The sequence below is a fragment of the Leclercia sp. UBA1284 genome (genome assembly GCF_002308415.1).
GTDB lineage: Bacteria > Pseudomonadota > Gammaproteobacteria > Enterobacterales > Enterobacteriaceae > Enterobacter > Enterobacter pneumoniae.
The window spans coordinates 37,960-54,273 of sequence record NZ_DBUS01000002.1 but is presented as its reverse complement, the minus strand read 5'-3'; the positions used below and the strand labels follow the sequence as shown (position 1 = coordinate 54,273).

The 16,314-nt window shown below is 57.0% G+C and carries 16 protein-coding genes; 10 read left to right on the top strand and 6 right to left on the bottom strand.

Annotation, left to right across the window (positions count from 1 at the left end):
• From B3511_RS00675 to acpT, 5 genes are read left to right on the top strand one after another with little or no spacing between them, the layout of a single operon-like run.
• A complete protein-coding gene (locus B3511_RS00675; protein ID WP_286758416.1) occupies positions 1-1,167 on the top strand; it encodes a beta-ketoacyl-[acyl-carrier-protein] synthase family protein in 1,167 nt (388 codons plus the stop codon).
• Positions 1,164-1,637, top strand: a complete 474-nt coding sequence (locus B3511_RS00670) for a 3-hydroxy-fatty acyl-ACP dehydratase (protein WP_212478377.1) — start codon at positions 1,164-1,166, stop codon at positions 1,635-1,637. Before B3511_RS00675 ends, B3511_RS00670 begins: the two co-directional genes overlap by 4 nt.
• A complete protein-coding gene (locus tag B3511_RS00665) occupies positions 1,634-2,365 on the top strand; it encodes a 3-ketoacyl-ACP reductase FabG2 (RefSeq protein WP_286758415.1) in 732 nt (243 codons plus the stop codon). The genes B3511_RS00670 and B3511_RS00665 overlap by 4 nt, the downstream gene beginning before the upstream one ends.
• Complete coding sequence (locus B3511_RS00660; protein ID WP_207292567.1) at positions 2,362-3,591, top strand: beta-ketoacyl-ACP synthase; 1,230 nt, start codon at positions 2,362-2,364, stop codon at positions 3,589-3,591. Before B3511_RS00665 ends, B3511_RS00660 begins: the two co-directional genes overlap by 4 nt.
• Before the next feature lie 3 nt (positions 3,592-3,594).
• The gene (gene acpT / locus B3511_RS00655; protein WP_207292568.1) at positions 3,595-4,176 is read left to right on the top strand and encodes a 4'-phosphopantetheinyl transferase AcpT; all 582 of its coding nucleotides are present in this window, start codon (positions 3,595-3,597) and stop codon (positions 4,174-4,176) included.
• A gap of 6 nt (positions 4,177-4,182) precedes the next feature.
• Here acpT and B3511_RS00650 read toward each other — a convergent pair whose 3' ends face one another.
• Positions 4,183-4,692, bottom strand: coding sequence for a phenolic acid decarboxylase (locus tag B3511_RS00650; RefSeq protein ID WP_286767814.1), 510 nt, complete (start codon positions 4,690-4,692; stop codon positions 4,183-4,185).
• A 95-nt stretch (positions 4,693-4,787) separates the two neighbouring features.
• Here B3511_RS00650 and B3511_RS00645 point away from each other — a divergent pair, with 95 nt between their 5' ends.
• The 3 genes from B3511_RS00645 (at position 4,788) to B3511_RS00635 (ending at position 7,265) form a co-directional block, all read left to right on the top strand.
• On the top strand, positions 4,788-5,648 hold the full coding sequence (locus tag B3511_RS00645) for a LysR family transcriptional regulator (protein ID WP_207292569.1): 861 nt from the start codon (positions 4,788-4,790) through the stop codon (positions 5,646-5,648).
• 54 nt (positions 5,649-5,702) lie between these two features.
• A complete protein-coding gene (locus B3511_RS00640) occupies positions 5,703-6,497 on the top strand; it encodes an SDR family NAD(P)-dependent oxidoreductase (protein ID WP_286758414.1) in 795 nt (264 codons plus the stop codon).
• 105 nt (positions 6,498-6,602) lie between these two features.
• A complete protein-coding gene (locus tag B3511_RS00635; protein ID WP_082035735.1) occupies positions 6,603-7,265 on the top strand; it encodes an HAD family hydrolase in 663 nt (220 codons plus the stop codon).
• A gap of 770 nt (positions 7,266-8,035) precedes the next feature.
• Here the strand turns inward: B3511_RS00635 and B3511_RS00630 are convergent.
• Positions 8,036-9,064 (bottom strand): TerC/Alx family metal homeostasis membrane protein, encoded by a 1,029-nt coding sequence (locus B3511_RS00630; RefSeq protein WP_040078198.1) that lies wholly within the window; start codon positions 9,062-9,064, stop codon positions 8,036-8,038.
• A 262-nt stretch (positions 9,065-9,326) separates the two neighbouring features.
• Positions 9,327-10,520 carry an NAD(P)/FAD-dependent oxidoreductase gene (locus B3511_RS00625; RefSeq protein WP_046886810.1) on the bottom strand — a complete coding sequence of 398 codons (1,194 nt, stop codon included), beginning with the start codon at positions 10,518-10,520 and terminating at the stop codon, positions 9,327-9,329.
• Between the two features lie 230 nt (positions 10,521-10,750).
• Between B3511_RS00625 and pitA the strand changes: the two genes are divergently transcribed.
• The gene (gene pitA / locus B3511_RS00620; RefSeq protein WP_040078196.1) at positions 10,751-12,250 is read left to right on the top strand and encodes an inorganic phosphate transporter PitA; all 1,500 of its coding nucleotides are present in this window, start codon (positions 10,751-10,753) and stop codon (positions 12,248-12,250) included.
• 53 nt (positions 12,251-12,303) lie between these two features.
• On the opposite strand, the gene uspB is transcribed toward pitA, so the two are convergent.
• The gene (uspB, locus tag B3511_RS00615; RefSeq protein WP_259423944.1) at positions 12,304-12,639 is read right to left on the bottom strand and encodes a universal stress protein UspB; all 336 of its coding nucleotides are present in this window, start codon (positions 12,637-12,639) and stop codon (positions 12,304-12,306) included.
• 285 nt (positions 12,640-12,924) lie between these two features.
• On the opposite strand from uspB, the gene uspA reads away from it, so the two are divergent.
• Positions 12,925-13,362: a universal stress protein UspA gene (uspA, locus tag B3511_RS00610; RefSeq protein WP_003861223.1), complete on the top strand. Its 438-nt coding sequence runs from the start codon at positions 12,925-12,927 to the stop codon at positions 13,360-13,362.
• Positions 13,363-13,452: 90 nt separating this feature from the next.
• Here the strand turns inward: uspA and rsmJ are convergent, their stop codons facing one another.
• Both rsmJ and prlC read right to left on the bottom strand, forming a co-directional pair.
• A complete protein-coding gene (rsmJ, locus tag B3511_RS00605; RefSeq protein ID WP_046886811.1) occupies positions 13,453-14,208 on the bottom strand; it encodes a 16S rRNA (guanine(1516)-N(2))-methyltransferase RsmJ in 756 nt (251 codons plus the stop codon).
• 8 nt (positions 14,209-14,216) lie between these two features.
• Positions 14,217-16,259, bottom strand: a complete 2,043-nt coding sequence (gene prlC, locus B3511_RS00600) for an oligopeptidase A (protein ID WP_040078192.1) — start codon at positions 16,257-16,259, stop codon at positions 14,217-14,219.
• Positions 16,260-16,314 lie beyond the last annotated feature (55 nt).

Genomic DNA, 16,314 nt, shown 5'->3' with positions numbered 1-16,314 from the left:
ATGATCTACATATCTGCCGTTGGCATGGTCAACGCGCTGGGTAATAACCCCGACGAGATTGCGGCTAACCTGATCCGCGGCATCGCTCCCGGCATGCACACCCGCGCAGGCTGGCTTCAGGGGCAGGATGCCATACTGGGCGGCGTGGAGGGCGAATTGCCCCCCATACCGGACGACTTTGCGCCGCACCGCACCCGTAATAATCAACTACTGCTGGCGGCGCTGGCGCAAATCCAGCCTGCCGTCGACGATGCTATTGCCCGCGTCGGTCGTGACCGCGTGGCGGTGATCCTCGGCACCAGCACATCCGGGCTGGACGAGGGCGATGAGCATGTGCGTCTGTCACTTAACGAAGAGGCCAGCCTTCGCTGGCAGTACTCGCAGCAGGAGTTGGGCGATCCTTCCCGCTTTCTCGCAAACTGGCTGGCGCTGGAAGGGCCCGCCTATACCCTCTCTACTGCCTGCTCCTCCAGCGCCAGAGCTATCATCAGCGGGCGTCGCCTGATCGAGGCAGGACTGGTGGATGTTGCCATTGTCGGCGGGGCCGATACGCTAAGCCGCATGCCGGTGAATGGTTTTAACAGCCTGGAGTCGTTCTCGCCCACGCTGTGCGAGCCTTTTGGTCGCGATCGCCACGGCATCACCATTGGCGAAGCGGCTGGCCTGATGGTGCTCACCCGCGAGCCGCAGCCGGTGGCCCTGCTCGGGACGGGTGAATCGAGCGACGCGTACCATATTTCTGCGCCGCATCCGCAGGGCGAAGGCGCTATTCGCGCCATTCAGCAGGCGCTGAACGATGCCGGACTGACGACTGCAGACGTGGGCTACATCAACCTTCACGGTACCGCCACGCCGCTCAACGATCAGATTGAGTCGCAGGTGGTCCATGATCTCTTTTCCGACAGCGTGCCCTGCAGCTCAACGAAACATCTGACCGGGCACACCCTGGGCGCGGCGGGCATTACCGAAGCCGCCCTCAGCTGGCTGATCCTTACCCGCGACCTGCCGCTGCCAGCGCAAGACTTTAGCCGCTACGCCCCCGATCCCACCTTACCGGCATGCGGCCTACTGCACCATGCGGTCGCGCTCGAGAAACCGGTGATTTTGTCCAACTCGTTCGCCTTTGGCGGCAACAATGCCAGCATCCTGCTGGGGAGAGTGTCATGAGTTATCTATTGCCGGTGGACTATCTGCCGCACGACGCGCCCATGCTGCTGCTTGAAACGGTGGAACAGGTCACCGACGAGTCTGCCGTCTGCCGCGTCACGGTAAATCACACAGGGGTACTGGCCCCGTTTCTGAATGCCGATGGTGCCTTACCGGGCTGGTATGCCCTGGAGCTAATGGCGCAGACCGTTGGCGTCTGGTCCGGCTGGCATCGTCATCAGCAGGGGCAAAGCACCATTTCGCTCGGTATGGTACTGGGCGCCCGTGAGCTGGTGTGCGCCGCGGGCCTGTTTGCCGCCGGTCAAGAGCTGGCTGTCACGGTCAAACTGCTAATGCAGGATGAGCGGTTCGGCAGTTTTGAATGCACCATCACTGCGGGCGAGGCGTTGCTGGCCACGGGCCGGGTCAATACCTTTCAGCCTACACAGGAAGAGTTAACATCACTATTCAGTCAGGGAGCACGCACATGAGTCGTTCCGTTCTGGTCACCGGAGCCAGTAAAGGCATTGGGCGGGCTATCGCCCTGAAACTTGCCGCCGATAGGTTTACCGTTGGCGTGCATTACCACCGCGACGATGCTGGCGCGCAGCAGACGCTGGAAGCCATCCAGCAGGCGGGCGGCAGTGGCCGTGTTCTCTCCTTTGACGTGGGTAATCGCGAACAGTGTCGCGACGTACTGGAACGCGAGATCGACACCTTTGGTGCCTGGTACGGCGTGGTCAGCAACGCCGGGATCACTCGTGATGGCGCCTTCCCGGCGCTAAGCGAAGATGACTGGGACAGCGTGATCCACACTAACCTCGACAGTTTTTACAACGTTATTCACCCCTGCATTATGCCGATGATTGGTACCCGCCGCGGAGGGCGCATTATCACGCTATCGTCAGTTTCCGGCGTGATGGGCAACCGTGGCCAGGTCAACTACAGCGCGGCCAAGGCGGGGATTATCGGGGCCACAAAAGCCCTGGCCATTGAGCTGGCGAAACGAAAAATCACTGTCAACTGCATTGCCCCTGGGCTGATTGATACCGGGATGATCGAGATGGAAGAGACCGCACTCAAAGAGGCGATGTCCCTCATCCCCATGAAACGTATGGGCCAGGCGGATGAAGTTGCCGGGCTGGCCAGCTATTTGATGTCAGACATTGCGGGCTATGTTACCCGCCAGGTCATTTCCATTAACGGAGGGATGCTATGACGCGTCGCGTAGTGATTACAGGCATGGGCGGCGTCACCGCCTTTGGTGAGACCTGGCAGTCGGTCTCGGCTCGCCTGCAGGCCTATGAGAATGCGGTACGCAAAATGCCGGAGTGGCAGGTTTACGCGGGTCTGCACACCCTGCTTGGCGCCCCCATTGACGATTTCACGCTACCGGAGCACTACACCCGTAAACGTATTCGCGCCATGGGCCGCGTGTCGCTGATGTCGACCCGCGCCACCGAACTGGCGCTTGAGCAGGCAGGTCTGATTGGCGATGCGGTGCTGACCAACGGGGAGACCGGCATTGCCTATGGCTCCTCAACCGGCAGTACCGGTCCGGTGAGCGAGTTCGCCACCATGCTGACCGAAAAGCACACCAATAATATTACCGGCACCACCTACGTGCAGATGATGCCGCACACCACGGCGGTCAATACCGGGCTGTTCTTTGGCCTGCGCGGCCGCGTGATCCCCACCTCCAGCGCCTGCACCTCCGGCAGCCAGGCTATTGGCTACGCGTGGGAAGCGATTCGTCACGGTTACCAGACGGTGATGGTCGCAGGCGGCGCCGAAGAGCTGTGTCCCTCTGAGGCGGCGGTCTTCGACACCCTGTTCGCCACCAGCCAGCGCAACGACGCGCCCAAAACGACACCCTCCCCCTTTGATGCCTCGCGCGACGGTCTGGTGATCGGCGAAGGGGCAGGTACGCTGATTCTGGAGGAGCTGGAGCACGCCAAAGCGCGCGGAGCGACGATTTACGGCGAGATCGTTGGCTTTGCCACCAACTGCGACGCCGCGCATATCACCCAGCCGCAGAAAGAGACGATGCAGATTTGCATGGAGCAGTCGCTGAAAATGGCAGGCTTAAGCCCGCTGGATATGGGGTATATCTCAGCCCACGGCACCGCGACCGATCGGGGAGATATGGCTGAAAGTCTGGCAACGGCTGCTATTTATGGGGATAACGTGCCGATTTCGTCGTTAAAAAGCTATTTTGGCCACACGCTGGGGGCCTGCGGCGCGCTGGAAGCCTGGATGAGTTTGCAGATGATGCGTGAAGGTTGGTTCGCGCCGACGCTCAATTTAAGAGAACCGGATGAGCAATGCGGCGCATTAGATTATATTATGGGTGAAGCCCGTCATATTGATTGCGAGTATCTGCAAAGCAATAATTTCGCCTTTGGCGGCATTAATACTTCTCTTATCATCAAACGCTGGGCTTAACCTATGTACCAGTTTTTACTGGGAAAGATTTCAACACTAAGCGCCGATCCTTTGGCATCAGCGCTGTCAGACCAGGCGCCGCAAGGCGCACGTCATGCAGCCTGGCTGGCGGGCAGGACGCTGCTCACCCGGGCATTATCCCCTGCCCCATTACCGGAGATTGTCTTTGGCGAACAGGGAAAGCCTGCGTTCGTCGATGCCAAACCCTTCTGGTTCAATCTGAGCCACAGCGGTGATGATATCGCCTTGCTGCTGAGTGACGAAGGCGAAGTGGGCTGTGATATCGAAGTGGTGCGCCCACGCGATAACTGGCAGGCACTGGCCAATGCCGTCTTTAGCGTGGCCGAACACCGGGAGCTAGAAGAGGAAGCGCCAGAGGCAAAACTGTCTGCTTTCTGGCGCATCTGGACGCGCAAAGAGGCGATTGTGAAGCAGCGCGGCGGCAGCGCCTGGCAGATTGTCAGCGTGGATAGCACTTACCATTCCGCCCTGAGCGTTAGCCACTTCCAGTACGGTGCACTCAGTCTCGCCGTCTGTACGCCTACCCCCTTCCCCCTGCATGATGGAGCGCTACAGGTCGTATAGCGCGCTTTATTTCAGGTTCGCTGGAAAGTCTGCCGGCAGCTCGCTGGCAGCACAGGCGATCACCGCATCGTTATTCGCCCCGCAGTCGCGAACAAAGGTGATAGTCGCGAACTCATCGATCACTTCCGTCGGATAGGCCGGGCCCGCTTCACGGTATTCGGCCATCAGCGGCAAGTGGTCGTTCTGGAAGCAGACGGTTTTTTCCGGGTTATTCATCACCCAACGCGGGAAGAAGATCGTGCCGTGGAACAGTTTATCCCCGAGGTTCACTATCAGGCTTACGTCAGTACCGGTCGGTTCAGTCCAGGAAATTTTATAAATACTCTCGCCGACGCGGACAATATAAGCATGTTGGTCTTTTACCCAGCGATTCGCCACGATCCCGCTATGAATACGGTAGTCGAGGGTATGGTCGTTTTTGACATAAATCTCGTAGTTCCAGCCGTTATCATAGGTATAAACCAGATGTTTACCGATGAAACCGCTCAAATCAAATTTATCAAACTGGCTCATAATGATTCTCCTCTGTTTCAATGAGGTTATCTTACACCTGCAAAAATTGGATTAATAACGCTATGATTTAATCAAATTCATTCAAAAATTAGATAAGTATGCATAAAACGACCCTTGAACAGTGGGCCCTGCTTGAACGCGTGATTGCGTTAGGCAGCTTTGCGCGGGCCGCCGAAGAGACTCACCGCAGCCAGTCTTCCGTCAGCTACAATCTGGCACTCTTACAAGAGCGGCTGGGCGTGGCTCTGCTGGTACAGGAGGGCCGTCGGGCCGTGCTGACGCCCGAAGGCGAGCTGCTGCTAAAACAGGTGAAACCGTTGCTGAAGGCCTTCACCTGGCTGGAAAATCACGCCACAACGCTACGAAACGGGATGCGCACCCGACTGGATCTGGTGGTAGACAGCATCTTCCCTCGCCGACATCTTTTTGCCATTCTGCGTCAGTTTCAACAACGCTACCCGCAAACCCAGGTCCATCTGACCGAAATTCTCGAAAACGCCGGCGAGGCGATGGCCGAAAGCGAAGCCGACGTGATGGTCTTAACCCGTCGTCAGGATGTGACCGGGCGCGGCGAGTGGCTCATGAATATTGATTTTGTGGCCGTGGCGCATCGGGACCACCCACTGTTTGCCCTTGACGCGCCGCTCAATGATGAGATGCTGCGTCCGTGGCCTCTTATCCAGATAGCGGGACAGGACCATGCCGCCCCTGCGGGTGGTGAAGCATGGACCTTCTCGACCATCGATGCCGCCATCGAAGCGGTGATGTACCAGGTGGGATATGGCTGGTTGCCAGAAGAGCGCATCCAGCCGCAGCTGGAAAGCGGCGTTTTGAAGGTACTCCCCCTGAGCCACGGCTTACGCCGCGCCACGCCGCTTCATCTGATCGTGAAACGCACCCTCACCCCGCTCGATGAACAGGTCGATACCTTACTGCGCCTCTTCAGCCAGCCGTCATAACGCTGAACTGCTACGCTTATGGGTCTGAACTTCAATCATGACAAGGAGCAGACCGTGAAAATTGATCTTACGGGGAAAGTGGCGCTGGTAACGGCTTCTACCGGTGGAATTGGCTTCGCTATTGCCAGAGGACTGGCCGAAAGCGGCGCCGAAGTGATCATCAATGGCCGCAGTACTGAATCAGTCAACAAGGGAATTCAGCAGTTACAGGAGATGATTCCCGGCGTAACGGTACGTGCGGCGGTTGCCGATCTGAGCACTCAGGAAGGGGTAGAGGCGGTTCTGCGGACGGCATCAAACGTTGATATTCTGGTCAATAACGCCGGGATTTACGGCCCGCAGGATTTCTATGCAACCGACGATGAAACCTGGGATCGCTACTGGCAGACCAACGTGATGTCTGGCGTGCGTCTTTCACGCGCCCTGCTGCCCGGCATGGTGCGCAAGGGCTGGGGCCGCGTGGTGTTTATCTCATCGGAATCCGCACGCAATATTCCGGCAGACATGATCCACTATGGCGTGACCAAAACGGCGCAGCTCTCGCTGGCGCGCGGGCTGGCGAAATTTGTGGCCGGTAGCGGCGTAACGGTCAACAGCGTGCTGCCCGGCCCGACGATGTCGGACGGCTTTGCCGACATGATGAAAGATGAGATCGAGAAGACAGGCAAATCGCTCGAAACGCTGGCGAAAGAGTTTGTGATGGCCAACCGCCCCAGCTCCGTGATTCAGCGTGCCGCCACGGTAGAGGAAGTGGCGAACATGGTGGTGTATGTCTGCTCGCAGCAGGCTTCAGCCACCTCCGGCGCGGCGCTGCGCGTGGACGGCGGCGTAGTGGATGACATTATCTGATCCGGAGTGCAATCGGGCTGTAAAAAACGCCCGTCAGTTTAAGAAATAGTCGGTTAAAACAGGTAAACTGACGGGCAGAAACTTTTCTATCGCTAAGACGTAGTTATGACCAATATGATTGCCGACGAGACCACGGCAAAGTCCACCGTGCTCTCTGTCTTCGACTTTGATGGAACATTAACCCATCACGACAGCTTTATTCCCTTCCTGCGCTTTGCTTTTGGCAAACGCTATTTTGCGGGTCGCCTGGTGCGCATGGCGCTGCCCACGCTCCACTGTGTGCGCCGCAAACTGACCCGCGACGAACTGAAAGAGGTGTTAATCAAAACCTTCCTCACCGGGGTAGATGAACACTGGTTACGTCAGCAGGCGGAAGCATTTTGTGAAAAGTACTGGAAAAAGCTGATGCGCCCGCAGGGCGTGCTGGCGGTTGCCGCGGAAGTGAATGCTGGCGCTGAAGTGACGATCTGCTCTGCCTCTCCGGCGCTGGTATTGCAGCCGTGGGCCGACAAGCTCGGTATTAAACTGATTGGCACCCAGCTGGAAGTGAAAGAGGGTAAGCTGACCGGGAAGATTACCGGCCACAATTGCCGCTGTGCACAGAAGGTTGCCAGACTGGAGAAGGTGTATGGCGATCTTAGCCAGTACCATCTGCGCGCCTGGGGCGATACCCGTGGCGACCATGAGTTGCTGGCTGCGGCGCAAGATCCGCACTGGCGGCACTTCCATCCGGCGCGCGCGCGCAGGAATTCGCCCATCAAAAATTAAGCTCCTTTCGGGCAGAGACGAAAACGGCTGCCTGGGTTGGAATGCTGATCGGTTAAGCACGGTGGAATCGTTCCGTTCACCTCATGTTCAGCAGAATATGGCATTACACCACCCGTGAACGTGACAAGGGGGACCGCCGGGTCCCCCTTGTCAATCCCCGCGGCCCCGCAACGAAATCGGTGCTTCGCACTGCGCTCACCTCCCGACCTCCTGCCTGCGGTCGGCTCAACTCGACATCCCTGTCTCGCTTCGCCTCTGGCCGCCATCCATGGCGTCCAGCCCTTGTCATCCGGTCTCAGGTTCGCCGATTTCAGCGGGGAGTCAACACCCGTGCCCTGGTCAGGCCGCAGAGTGGCCGGAGGGAGGGCCAGTCCGGCAGAAAATCGCCGAGGCGTTGACCGCAGGCCGGGGCGAGGCGCAGGGATGCGCCGAGAGGGCGTGACCTACAGGGATGTAGGATCGCGCCCGACCCGATAGCCGGAGGGAGAAAGCCGAGGACAAAATTGCCGGGAGCAATTTTGGACAGCACCTGTGCTGGCCCCGAAGGGGTGAGCCCCACGGATGGGGCGAACAATCCGCGAAGCGGCGATTTTCATTGCCGGGAGCCGGGGTAGCCAGGGGGGCGGCGGCGAGCCCCCTGGCACGTTCATCGCAGAGGAACCGGCATAAAGCAGAGATGCCATAGTGAACGGAACCTTTCCACTTCAGTGACACAGAAATACCGAACTGCTTAACCGTTCGGCATGACAATCTAAGTCACCGTTTTGCGTTTAACTTGCGTTCCGTTTCCCGGGGAACAACAGACTCGCCACAATACCGAGCGCCAGTACCCCCAGTACCACAAACAGGCTGGCGGTTGCCCCAATGCCATAGCCGTGATGCCAGAAATGGTCGGTGGCGTTAAGTCCCAGCTTAAAGGCCACGAAGAACAGCAGCAGCACCACCGCTTTTTCAAGGTGCACCAGATACTGCTTCAACGCTTCCAGCACAAAGTAGAGCGTACGCAGGCCGAGGATGGCAAACATCATGGCGCTGTAGATAATCAGCGGTTCGCGGCTTACGGCGATAATGGCCGGCACCGAATCGAACGCAAACATCACATCGGAAAGCTCAACAACTGCCACACAAAGCAGCAGCGGCGTGGCATAGCGCTTCGCCTTCTTCACGCGTCCAACCATCACCTCCTGGTTTTCCGGTTTTTCCAGTTCAGCATCTACCTCTTTCTGCGTCAGAAGAAACTTGTGGCTGCTGATCTTTGGCCAGACGGGATAGAAGCGTTTCACCAGACGGTAGGCCAGATGGTTGGAATAATCTTCCACTTCATCCTGCTCTTCGCCACGTTTAAGCATCATCACCGCCGTCCAGGCAACGATGAGCGCAAAAACCACCTCCACGTAGGGCCCCAGGCTCAACAGGCTGGTGCCGATTGCCACGAAGATCCCACGGAACACGATCGCCCCTAACACGCCCCAGTAGAGCACGCGGTGGCGATACTTATCCGGCACGCCGAACCAGGCGAAGATCGCCATCATCACAAACAGGTTATCGACCGAGAGGACCTCCTCGAGCGCATAACCGGTGAGGAACAGACTGGCCATCTCCGCGCCGTGGTGAACATAGAGAAAACCGGCGAAGGCCATCGCCATCATGACCCAGAAGATGGACCACATCGCGGCGCTTTTTAACGAGATCGGTTTATCGTGACGGTGCATGAAGAGGTCGATAAACATCGCCCCGACAGCCATCACGACAAAGACAACAACGGTTTCCGTAGGGAAACCGAGATGAGCAGATGCCATATACAACCCTTTTTGAGAACCAGACACACCATGCAGCAAAGAAAAGGGCGGACCGTTAAATGGTCTCTTTACCCTTAATAAAATAAAAATCCCGCTCGGGGGCGGGAATTCACTACCCTGCATCATTCAAGCTGCGGACTAAAACGCTTGTGCTGGCCTTAAAAGACAAGCTCCGGGGAGGAGCCGGGTAACAAAGCCAACGCAGCTGCAGCTTGAAGGATAACGGGTATATTTTATCTCACAACGGGGCGTCTGGCAGGTTTTACTTTTCCGCCAGCGCCTGCGCGCAGGCCCAGGCGCTGGCCCATGCCCACTGGAAATTGTAACCGCCCAGCCAGCCGGTAACGTCCATCACTTCGCCAATAAAGTAGAGGCCTGGCACATTACGGGCTTCCATTGTTCTGGAAGAGAGTTCATGGGTGTCTACGCCGCCGAGGGTAACTTCTGCGGTGCGATAGCCTTCGGTGCCGTTAGGCTGCACTCGCCACTGCGTAAGGGTATCGACAAGCGTCTGTTGATCGCGGCTGTTGAGCTGTTTTAACGTGATATCAGGAATCTGGCCCAACAAGATCAGGCACTCCACCAGCCGTTTCGGCAAGTGAATGGCAAGGGTATTTTTGAGGCTCTGATTCGGATGCGCCGCACGCTGCTCATCGAGAAACGCCGCCAGGTCGCACTCCGGTAGCAGGTTTACCGTTACGAACTCACCGGGCAGCCAGTAGCTGGAAATTTGTAATACCGCCGGACCGGAAAGACCACGGTGGGTAAAGAGCAGATTTTCACGAAAAACGGTGCCGTCTTCGGCGGTGATCACCGACGGCACCGAAACGCCAGAGAGGGTTTGCAACTGCTCGAGCAGCGGCTTATGGAGAGTAAACGGCACCAGCCCGGCGCGGGTCGGTAAAACTTTCAGGCCAAACTGCTCGGCGATTTTGTAACCAAATGGCGACGCCCCCAGCCCCGGCATCGACAGGCCACCGCTGGCAATGACCAGACTCGCCGCCTGAACGGTTTCACCGTTCAGTTGCAGGGTGTAGCCCTGCTCATCGCGGGTTACTTCTAACACTTCGGTGCGTAAACGGAGAGTAACGCCGCCTTTATTACACTCAGCGACGAGCATATCGACAATCTGCTGCGCAGAATCGTCGCAAAACAGCTGACCGAGCGTCTTTTCATGCCAGGCGATATTATGTTTACCCACAAGGTCGATAAAGTCCCATTGGGTGTAGCGCGCCAGGGCAGATTTGCAAAAATGACGGTTCTGGCTGAGATAGGCAGCAGGCTCAACATAAAGGTTAGTAAAATTGCAGCGGCCACCGCCTGACATCAGGATTTTACGCCCAGGTTTTTTGCCATTGTCCAGCAGCAAAATGCGACGCCCTGCCTGTCCGGCCATTGCCGCACAGAACATTCCCGCCGCACCGGCACCAATAATGATGGCATCAAACCTTTCCACGTCTTAATCCTCCAGATTCACAGGGCGCGAATTGTAAAGTTTCGTCGGTGGCCCTACCAGCGTTAATAACCTGATTTTTATTCATTTCGTTGAAATGTAATAAAATATTGTTTTAGTGCTACGCTTAATTCAGTCAGTAAATCAAAAAAAAGCTATATTTCACTTTGCCCGTTGCGCATTTGTCCTGGATAATGCGCCGCGTTCATGTCCCCAAGATGGCGTAACGTCCTATGCTACATTTGTTTGCTGGCCTGGATCTGCATACCGGGCTTTTATTATTGCTTGCTCTGGCATTTGTTTTGTTCTACGAAGCGATTAACGGCTTCCATGACACGGCGAACGCAGTGGCAACGGTTATCTATACACGTGCTATGCGCTCGCAGGTTGCGGTTGTCATGGCGGCGGTGGCTAACTTCTTTGGCGTTCTGCTTGGAGGTCTGAGTGTAGCTTACGCAATCGTGCATATGCTGCCAACGGATCTCCTGTTGAACGTCAGCTCCGGCCATGGCCTTGCCATGGTATTCTCCCTGCTGTTTGCCGCAATTATCTGGAACCTCGGTACCTGGTATTTTGGCCTGCCAGCCTCCAGTTCACATACCCTGATTGGCGCGATTATCGGTATTGGTTTAACCAATGCACTGATGACGGGCACCTCGGTGGTGGACGCGCTGAACATCCCTAAAGTTGTGGGTATTTTCGGCTCCCTGATTATCTCTCCTATCGTTGGTCTGGTGGTCGCAGGTGGCTTGATTTTCCTGCTGCGTCGTTACTGGAGCGGCACCAAAAAACGGGCCCGTATCCACCTGACGCCGGCCGAGCGTGAAAAGAAAGATGGCAAGAAAAAGCCACCATTCTGGACACGTATCGCCCTGATCATTTCTGCCATCGGCGTTGCGTTCTCTCACGGCGCTAACGACGGTCAGAAAGGCATTGGTCTGGTGATGCTGGTCCTGATTGGCGTGGCACCGGCGGGCTTTGTGGTGAATATGAACGCCACGGGCTACGAAATCACCCGTACGCGCGATGCGGTCAACAACGTGGAAACCTTCTTCCAGCAGCGTCCTGAGTTGCTGAAACAAGCGACTGGCGTGGATCAGTTAATCCCTTCTCCGGACGCGGGGGCAACTACGGCACCGGGTGAGTTCCACTGCCACCCGGCTAACGCAGTAAGCGCGCTGGAACGGGCGAAAGGCATGCTGACGGATGTCGAAAGCTACGACAAACTCTCTGTCGAGCAACGTAGCCAGCTGCGCCGTATTATGCTGTGCATCTCCGACGTGACCGATAAAGTGGGCAAGCTGCCTGACGTGAACGCTGACGATAAACGTCTGCTGAAGAAATTGAAAGGCGACATGCTGAACACTATCGAATACGCGCCAATCTGGATCATCATGGCGGTCGCGTTAGCGTTGGGCGTGGGTACGATGATTGGCTGGCGCCGCGTGGCGACCACCATCGGCGAGAAGATCGGTAAGAAAGGCATGACCTATGCGCAAGGGATGTCCGCGCAGATGACCGCCGCCGTTTCTATCGGTCTGGCGAGTTATACCGGTATGCCGGTCTCTACAACCCACGTACTCTCTTCGTCCGTGGCAGGTACCATGATCGTTGATGGCGGCGGTTTGCAGCGCAAAACCGTGACCAACATCCTGATGGCCTGGGTGTTTACCCTTCCAGCGTCTATCCTGCTCTCTGGCGGTCTGTACTGGATCTCTCTGCAGTTCCTCTAATCGCAGGCAGAGACAGAAAAAGCGGGTCAGGAAACTGACCCGCTTTTTTTTGTTCAGTGCCAGATCATCAACGCAATCATACTCACCACAACCAGGCCACACAGCGCACTGGTTAAAATGAACTGACGACGCAGGCGCCCGCAGCGCCGGATGAACTCTTCATCATGATGATCGCGGTAACGCTGGTAGTAGATATACCCCACCAGACGCATCTGTTTGCTGGGCTGTCCATGCGAGGTGAAGAACCCTCCACCGTCCACATACTGATAAAGCAATGGATCGCAACCACGAAGAACGACCAGTAGCGCGCGTAACGATGAGAAGTAGCGCGCCATATTTACGATGCAAACTACACATAACGCCCAAAATAATGCGACGGTGCTAATCATACCTCCTCCCCGGCGACACGCCCACGAAGCAACGCTTCGGGACTACCGCTCCCCGATACCCTGACAGACCGCTCAGTGAAAGAGTCACACGAAACCGGACGGGTTAACGTTTTAATATCCGACCGGCTTAATCAATAGTGTAGGAGATCCGTTAATTTTTTTGCCACAAGGTTAATCGTTATCAACACCAATGCTTGAAAAATTTGTTCAACTGGGCCGTAATGAGAGCAGGTAGACAGCGGCTGAATGCGCTGGTCATCGATCACTTAAGGAAGGAGTAACACTATGGCTTACAAACATATTCTTATCGCAGTCGATCTCTCCCCGGAGAGCAAAGTGCTGGTCGATAAAGCCGTATCCATGGCACGTCCGTATAATGCGAAAGTTTCCCTGATTCACGTCGACGTTAACTACTCCGATCTCTATACCGGCCTCATCGATGTCAATCTTGGGGATATGCAGAAGCGTATTTCTGAAGAGACTCACCACGCCCTGAGCGAGCTTTCAACGAATGCGGGTTATCCGATTACCGAGACCCTGAGCGGTAGCGGCGACCTCGGTCAGGTGCTGGTTGATGCGATTAAGAAATACGATATGGACCTGGTGGTTTGCGGTCATCATCAGGACTTCTGGAGCAAGCTGATGTCTTCCGCGCGCCAGCTGATCAATACCGTGCACGTGGATATGCTGATTGTTCCGCTGCGTGACGAAGAAGACGAGTAAATAAAACGTTTGCCCCTCTCCCACAGGAGAGGGAATGATCGAGCCCCTCTCCCCGTGGGAGAGGGGTTGGGGTGAGGGCATCAGACCGCACTATACGTCCGGCGTACCAGAATAAATATCAAACCGATGCCCTTTCGTGGTCACCGCGTTGGTGGTCGCCACATCCGCCAGCGGCGGTGCGTAGTCCGGGCGTTTCACCACCACACGCTTTGTCGCCAGCAGCCGGGCAGGTGCCAACAGCCCATCTGCATCCAGATCCGGTCCCACCAGCGACTGAAACACCCGCATCTCTTTCTTCACCAGCGCACTTTTCTGCTTATGCGGGAACATAGGGTCGAGATAGACTACCTGTGGGCGTGGTGTGATGTCAGTCAGCGCCGTCAGGCTGGAGGCGTGGATCAATTGCAGGCGCTCTTGCAGCCATGGGCCAATCTCCGGGTCCGCATAGCCGCGCGCTAATCCGTCGTCCAGCAATGCTGCCACTACCGGGTTACGCTCCAGCATTCGCACTCGACAGCCCACCGAGGCCAGCACAAACGCATCGCGCCCTAACCCTGCCGTGGCATCCACCACGTCCGGTAGATAACTGCCTTTGATGCCGACCGCTTTGGCAACCGCTTCGCCGCGACCGCCGCCAAATTTGCGCCGGTGCGCCATCGCCCCGCCGACAAAATCGACAAAAATGCCGCCGAGCTTCGGTTCGTCGCGCTTGCGCAGTTCCAAATGCGTTGTCGTCATTACCAGCGCCATCGGGTTTTCATCATCGTGCTCCAGCCCCCAGCGGGCGGCCAGAACAGATAAGGCGCCGTCTCCGGCGCCTGTTTCATCGAGCAAACAAATTTTCACTGCGGCAATTAACCCTTAATACCGTAATGCTCCAGCATCGCATCCAGCTGCGGCTCACGGCCACGGAAGCGTTTGAACAGCTCCATCGGCTCTTCGGAACCGCCACGGGTCAGGATGTTGTCGAGGAACGACTGCCCGGTTTCGCGGTTGAAAATCCCCTCTTCTTCGAAGCGGGAGTAAGCATCCGCCGCCAGCACGTCGGCCCACAGGTAGCTGTAGTAACCCGCTGCGTAGCCGCCCGCAAAGATGTGGCTGAACGCGTGCGGGAAGCGACCCCAGGTTGGCCCCGGAATGACGGCGACCTGCTTTTTAATCTCGGCCAGCGTTTCAAGGATTTTCGCCCCCTGCTCCGGGCTGAACTCGGCGTGCAGACGGAAATCGAACAGGCCGAACTCCAGCTGGCGCAGAATAAACATCGCCGCCTGATAGTTTTTCGCCGCCAGCATTTTATCCAGCAGTTCTTTCGGCAGCGGTTCGCCGGTCTCATAATGGCCGGAGATAAACGCCAGCGCGTCCGGCTCCCAGCACCAGTTTTCCATAAACTGGCTCGGCAGCTCGACCGCATCCCACGGCACACCGCTGATACCGGCGACACCCGCGGTTTCGATGCGGGTCAGCATGTGGTGCAGACCGTGACCGAACTCGTGGAACAGGGTGATCACTTCATCGTGGGTAAAGAGCGCAGGTTTGCCGCTCACCGGACGGTTGAAGTTACAGGTCAGGTAGGCAACCGGCTTCTGCAGAGTACCGTCCGCTTTACGCATCTGGCCCACGCAGTCATCCATCCACGCCCCGCCGCGCTTGTTTTCACGCGCATAGAGATCGAGGTAGAAGCTGCCGCGCAGTTCATTTTTCTCGTCATACAGCTCGAAGAAACGCACATCCGGATGCCAGACGTCGATATCTTTGCGCTCTTTGGCGGTGATGCCGTAGATACGCTGCACCACTTCGAACAGGCCATTGACGGCTTTGTTTTCCGGGAAGTACGGGCGCAGCTGCTCATCGCTGATGCTGTAGAGGTGCTGTTTCTGTTTTTCGCTGTAGTAAGCGATGTCCCACGGCTGCAGTTCGTCTACGCCGAACTCCGCTTTCGCGAAGGCGCGCAGCTGGGCCAGCTCTTTCTCACCCTGCGGACGGGCGCGTTTGGCGAGATCGGTCAGGAAGTCCAGCACCTGCTGCGGGTTCTCCGCCATTTTGGTGGCGAGAGATTTGTCGGCATAGTTTTCAAAGCCCAGCAGCTGCGCCAGCTCGTGACGCAGGGCAAGGATTTCAGCCATCACCGGGCTGTTATCCCATTTACCGGCATTCGGCCCCTGATCGGACGCACGCGTGCTGTAGGCGCGGTACATCTCTTCACGCAGAGCCTGGTTATCGCAGTAGGTCATCACCGGCAGGTAGCTCGGGATATCCAGCGTCAGCAGGAACCCTTCCTGCTCTTTCGCTTCGGCCTGGGCTTTTGCCGCGGCCAGCGCGCTTTCCGGCATCCCGGCCAGCTCCGCTTCGTCGGTAATCAGCTTCGTCCAGCCCATGGTGGCGTCGAGCACGTTGTTGCTGTACTGGTTACCCAGCTCGGACAGACGGGCGGCGATTTCGCCATAGCGTTGTTGTTTCTCTTTTGGCAGCCCGATACCGGACAGTTCAAAATCACGCAGGGCATTATCGACCGATTTTTTCTGGGCAGTATTCATGGCGGCGTAATGATCGCCGTCGCGCAGGTCGCGGTAGGCTTTATACAGCCCCTCGTGCTGGCCGACCCAGGTGCTGTACTCGGAGAGCAGCGGCAGGGTTTGTTCATAGGCTTCGCGCAGTTCCGGGCTGTTTTTCACCGAGTTCAGGTGGCTCACCGGCGAGAAAATGCGCCCCAGCACGTCGTCCACCTCGGCCAGCGGCTGACACAGATTTTCCCAGGTGTACGGCCCGCCCTGCGCCACCACGCTCTCTACCGCTGCGCGGCAGTTGCCCAGCGCTTCGGTAACGGCAGGCACCACATGCTCAGGGAGAATTTTAGAAAATGGCGGCAGGGAAAAAGGCGTCAGTAATGGATTGGTCATAAACGCTGTCCTGTTAAATAGGGTAAGTGAAGCGCGCATCCGGCGCTGTGCATAT

What these genes read in the sequence shown, in the direction of transcription:
- B3511_RS00660 (WP_207292567.1), top strand. Translation starts at nt 2,362, where the DNA reads ATGACGCGTCGCGTAGTGATTACAGGCATGGGCGGCGTCACCGCCTTT.
- B3511_RS00670 (WP_212478377.1), top strand. Translation starts at nt 1,164, where the DNA reads ATGAGTTATCTATTGCCGGTGGACTATCTGCCGCACGACGCGCCCATG.
- uspB (WP_259423944.1), bottom strand. Translation starts at nt 12,639, where the DNA reads ATGATTAGCACCGTCGCATTATTTTGGGCGTTATGTGTAGTTTGCATC.
- uspA (WP_003861223.1), top strand. Translation starts at nt 12,925, where the DNA reads ATGGCTTACAAACATATTCTTATCGCAGTCGATCTCTCCCCGGAGAGC.
- pitA (WP_040078196.1), top strand. Translation starts at nt 10,751, where the DNA reads ATGCTACATTTGTTTGCTGGCCTGGATCTGCATACCGGGCTTTTATTA.
- B3511_RS00665 (WP_286758415.1), top strand. Translation starts at nt 1,634, where the DNA reads ATGAGTCGTTCCGTTCTGGTCACCGGAGCCAGTAAAGGCATTGGGCGG.
- acpT (WP_207292568.1), top strand. Translation starts at nt 3,595, where the DNA reads ATGTACCAGTTTTTACTGGGAAAGATTTCAACACTAAGCGCCGATCCT.
- B3511_RS00675 (WP_286758416.1), top strand. Translation starts at nt 1, where the DNA reads ATGATCTACATATCTGCCGTTGGCATGGTCAACGCGCTGGGTAATAAC.
- B3511_RS00645 (WP_207292569.1), top strand. Translation starts at nt 4,788, where the DNA reads ATGCATAAAACGACCCTTGAACAGTGGGCCCTGCTTGAACGCGTGATT.
- prlC (WP_040078192.1), bottom strand. Translation starts at nt 16,259, where the DNA reads ATGACCAATCCATTACTGACGCCTTTTTCCCTGCCGCCATTTTCTAAA.
- B3511_RS00635 (WP_082035735.1), top strand. Translation starts at nt 6,603, where the DNA reads ATGACCAATATGATTGCCGACGAGACCACGGCAAAGTCCACCGTGCTC.
- B3511_RS00630 (WP_040078198.1), bottom strand. Translation starts at nt 9,064, where the DNA reads ATGGCATCTGCTCATCTCGGTTTCCCTACGGAAACCGTTGTTGTCTTT.